This window comes from Blastomonas sp. UPD001, assembly GCF_003426715.1.
Classification (GTDB): Bacteria; Pseudomonadota; Alphaproteobacteria; order Sphingomonadales; family Sphingomonadaceae; genus Blastomonas.
Map to the genome: position 1 here is coordinate 1 of NZ_QKVT01000031.1, position 4040 is coordinate 4040.

At 63.2% G+C, this 4040-nt stretch carries 6 protein-coding genes; 3 read left to right on the forward strand and 3 right to left on the reverse strand.

The window, feature by feature from the left end; all coding sequences use genetic code 11:
- Positions 1–68 precede the first annotated feature (68 nt).
- The 3 genes from DM995_RS22825 to DM995_RS18070 all read left to right on the forward strand — a co-directional run bounded on the left by DM995_RS22825 (position 69) and on the right by DM995_RS18070 (position 1803).
- Positions 69–470, forward strand: a complete 402-nt coding sequence (locus DM995_RS22825; RefSeq protein ID WP_353653378.1) for a TolC family protein — start codon at positions 69–71, stop codon at positions 468–470.
- A gap of 75 nt (positions 471–545) precedes the next feature.
- Positions 546–1472: a LysR family transcriptional regulator gene (locus DM995_RS18065; RefSeq protein ID WP_116970597.1), complete on the forward strand. Its 927-nt coding sequence runs from the start codon at positions 546–548 to the stop codon at positions 1470–1472.
- A 34-nt stretch (positions 1473–1506) separates the two neighbouring features.
- Entirely contained in the window at positions 1507–1803 is a 297-nt protein-coding gene (locus DM995_RS18070; protein ID WP_232824534.1) for a hypothetical protein, read from the forward strand.
- A 3-nt stretch (positions 1804–1806) separates the two neighbouring features.
- Here DM995_RS18070 and DM995_RS18075 read toward each other — a convergent pair whose 3' ends face one another.
- From DM995_RS18075 to trbG, 3 genes are all read right to left on the reverse strand, one after another.
- Positions 1807–2031 carry a DUF2274 domain-containing protein gene (locus tag DM995_RS18075; RefSeq protein WP_116970599.1) on the reverse strand — a complete coding sequence of 75 codons (225 nt, stop codon included), beginning with the start codon at positions 2029–2031 and terminating at the stop codon, positions 1807–1809.
- Positions 2028–3266 carry a TraB/TrbI/VirB10 family type IV secretion system protein gene (locus DM995_RS18080; RefSeq protein WP_116970600.1) on the reverse strand — a complete coding sequence of 413 codons (1239 nt, stop codon included), beginning with the start codon at positions 3264–3266 and terminating at the stop codon, positions 2028–2030. Before DM995_RS18080 ends, DM995_RS18075 begins: the two co-directional genes overlap by 4 nt.
- The coding region (trbG, locus tag DM995_RS18085) for a P-type conjugative transfer protein TrbG (protein ID WP_116970601.1) at positions 3263–4040 on the reverse strand (778 nt) is incomplete at its 5' end. The genes DM995_RS18080 and trbG, both read right to left, overlap by 4 nt.

Sequence of the window (4040 nt, forward strand, 5' to 3'; positions counted from 1 at the left end):
TTTCCGATCTCGGCAGCGACAGTTTCACCTATTCGCTTGGGCCCCTTTTCAGTTGGAGTCTGCCTGATTTGGGGCGCGTTCGCGCTCGAATTGCCGAGGCTGGCGGGCAACGAGACGAGACTGTTGCCGACTATGAACAGACAGTGTTGAAGGCGCTTGCCGATGCGGAAAGTGCGCTTGCGCGCCACTTGCGTGCGCGCGAAGAGATGGCGGGCCGGTTTGAAGCGCGGCGCCGCGCAGTGCGCGCTGCTGAACTCGCTCAGCTTCGCTATCGGGAGGGGGCTGGCAGCCTGATTGAAGTGCTGGACGCTGATCGAGAACGGGTCGAAGCCGAGCGCTTTCATGTAAGTGCCCAAGTCCGCCTGGCCTCGAGCTTTGCGCGACTGAGTACCGCCCTCGGACTCGGCTGGTCCAGCCGCTGCAGCGTCAATGGTCCGATCTCGGCCGAACCATCAGAATGTAGTCGATGACCATGGGCGCGTCGCTGGTCCAGATGGTGGTCTCATATCTGATGGTACGAGCGAAAACGTCGTTGAGAGCCAGTCATGTCTTTTGATATCCGACAGCTTCGCTATGTCCTTGCAGCTGCCGATCATGGAGGTTTCTACCGGGCAGCTCGTGCCCTAAACATTGACCAATCCACACTCAGCCGCGCGATCCTTCGGCTCGAGCGGACTTTGGGGGCCGAATTGTTTATCCGTTCACGCGCCGGGGTCAGTCCGACCGACGCGGGCTTGCAGTTCCTGCGCGGTGCGAGGACCATGCTGGCAAGTGCAGACCGAATGGTCGAAGCAAGCCGGGCGGCAGGTTTGGGCAAGGCGGGGATACTGACGATCGGTTTCAACAGCTCTGTCTCAGCCGGTCATCTCCGCGCTACGCTGATCGAGGCACAGAGAGCCAATCCGGATCTCGCTATCGAAGGCATGGAAGCGGACAGGAACACACTGTTCGCGGGCTTGGATAGCGACGCCGTCGATATTGCTATCTTGTTGGGTGAAGTTGAACGCTGCGAGTATCTTCACGCTGCCTTCTGGAGTGAACGCGTATTCGTAGCGCTTGCCTCCGATCATCCGCTAGCGGCTAGGGATATTGTGCATTGGACCGACCTTCGCGACCAGCGGTTCATTTTGTCTGCGGCTGACCCTGGACCCGACATCCGCGACATGCTTCTTGGGCGCCTTTGGAAGTCGGGCGCGGATACAAGTATCGCTCTTCACGCAGTCAGCCGCGAAGCCGTCTTGAGCATGATTGGTGAAACTGATTTTCTATCGATCGTCTGTGAAGGGTCGACCGGCACTCAATATCCCAATCTGGTGTATCGTCCGGTCCATGGCGAGCAGGACCCGGCGCTGATCACTTACTCGGGATATTGGCGTCAAGATAACGGCAATCCCGCATTGAAGCGGTTCCTCGATCTTGTGCGGAGGCGATACCAGCTTTCCTTCACGCACAACGGTGAAGAAATTGGCTAGATCAGCGTCCGGAGAACAGACCATGTCACGCGCTATGCTGCTTGCGATCGTTGTCGCTCTCGTAGTTGGGTTCCTTTCTGGCTTTGCGCTTCGCCCGATGATCTTGCCGCCAAAGCAAGCAGACATTGTAGCTTCCGCACCTTCGTCCGTCGAACCGGGGAAGGAGCCTCGAGGCGTCCAGTACTTCGAAGCGAACATCGACGTGGCTCACCGGATCGTGGCTTCTTGCCGCGAAGGCACAGTTCGCGGCGGCGAATGTGCCAACGCCGAAACAGCCATCGCAACGGTCGGTTCCAAGGAGCGTTTTCGCCGTTTCCGTGAGGATCGTTGACTATCAGCAGCTGCGCGCACTGCGTCCACGGACAAAGCCCCGATCTCCGGCCATGAACCGGGCCAGCATTGGCGCGATCAGTTTCTCCGGCATGACGGGTTCACTGCCGGTCTCGACCGCAAGCGCCGCTGCATAGGCGATCAGATCCCGATGTACTGCGGCGGGCAATTCCACAGTCAGTTTGACGGGCCGGTCGTCGGTGAGCGGCCCTAGCTTCAACTTCGTCATCGCGTGCCTCCGATCGGTTCAAGGATAAGGTCGCGGGTCAGCATGACGCGCAGCGGATGGCCGGGCCGGATAGTCAGCGTAGGGGGCACATTGAGCTGACGGTCAACAACGCGTTGCCCCGACTGATTGAATGTATCCTGCGATCCCCGCCGCAGTGCGCGCACCACGTCGTCGTCGCTGTCCGCGCCCAATTCGGTGCCGATGCCGAGCAGCGTCGAAATGGCAGCTGCGCGGAGCAGGTTGCCCCAATGCTGGTTCACCCGGTCCTGCAACCCGGCAAACCCCGCGCCGTCTGCGCCGGGCTGGCGCTCGAGAATGATCGAGCGGCCATCGGGCATAATGAGCCGATCCCAGGCGAGCAACACGCGGGTCTGTCCAGCGGCGACCTCGCTGTCATATTCGCCGATGAGCCGCGCGCCTTGGGGCACGAGAAGGATGCGGCCGGTCGGGCTATCATAGACGTTCTGCGTTACCTGCGCGGTGATCTGACCGGGTAAGTCGGAGCGGATGCCGGTCACGAGCGCGGCGGGGATCATGCTCCCGGCTTGCAGGATGTTGGGCGACGCGGGCGCAACCAGCCGCTCTGGGCTGACCACGCGCCGGTTCGATTCCCGGGCGAGGAAGTCTCGCGCGGCAACACGCTCAGCGGGTTGAGCGGCGTCTGGCTGCGGTGGCAGGCCCGCGAGTTCAGGGAGCGCCGGAGCCGCTGCGCCGCTGGCGCCGCCATTACCAAGAAAAACGCCGCTCATTCGCGCAGTATCTCGTTCCTCCGCGGCCCGCTGCCGGGCCGCTTCTGCCGCCTGTACGCGCGGGTCGGGCGGTGGTGGCGTGGTGCCGACTGGCGGTACGGGTACGTTCTGTCCACGCTGCTGCGCAGACACGATTGGACCGCCAAGATCGCCGGGAAGCGGCGGGCCAAGCTTGGGCACGCCGCCATAGTCGCTCGGTCCCGACGTTATCGTCTCCGACGTAGCGCGACTGTCGGTGTTGTAAAGTTCCTGGGGTCGGCGCTCATCTTGCGGCGCAAGCGCGTAGATCAGCGCACCGCCAATGCCGAGGCTCAGCCCGGCACCGATGACCGCAAGCGCTTTAGGTGACAGGCGCATGACTTGCGGCGGATCGCTTCTAAGCTGGAACGGTCGAGGATCGGCGGGACCAGACTGGGGCGGCCTGTCGGGCGCGGCTTCCTCGATGTCGGAGGACTGGTCGCTCGTTGCGTCGCGCTGTTCGGTCATGGCCGTCGCTCCCGGCGCGCATCGCCGCTGTCGCGCACGATGCGAACCCGCCGCGCACTGCGCCGATCGCCAAGGCGCAGTTCGGCGGCGGCGAACAGTTGATCGACCACCATGTAGCGGCCCTGCACGCGATAGTTGACCAGCTCCGCGTCGCCGCCCGCGCCGGTTACGAACAGCGGAGGCATTTCGCCCTGCGCTATGCCTTCGGCAAACTCGATAAAGACCTGCCGCCCGTCATCGAAGGCGCGCAGCGGTCGCCACGGCGCACGGTCGCCCTCAATCTGGTAGCCGAAATTGAGCGCCGACAGGTCCAGCCCAGCAGCCACCGGCGCAGCGGAAGCCGCCGCCGCGTTCGCATTACGAAGCGCGATCAGCTCGTCCGCCGGATAGGTCCACGAGACCGACGCCATGTAGGTCGAGGGTGTCGCGCGCAGCTCGAGATGATAGGTGCGCCGGTCGGTATTGATGACGAGGTTCGTCGACAGATCCGGCCGCATCGGCTTGACAAGGATATGGATACGAGCGGTGGGTCCGCTGCCGCTGACCGTATCCCCAATGATCCAGCGCACGGTGTCGCCGGCAGCGATCGGCCCCGGCCCAACAAGCTGCTCGCCGGGCTGCAAGGCGATGTCCGTCACCTGTCCGGGCGCGGAATAGACCTGATAGAGCGCCCCTTCGGTCCAGGGATATTGCTGGATGGCGTTGAGGAATCCGCCCTGCACCGGCTCGACGCGGGCAGCGGCATTGGCCGCACCGATACGGCGGCGTGGATCG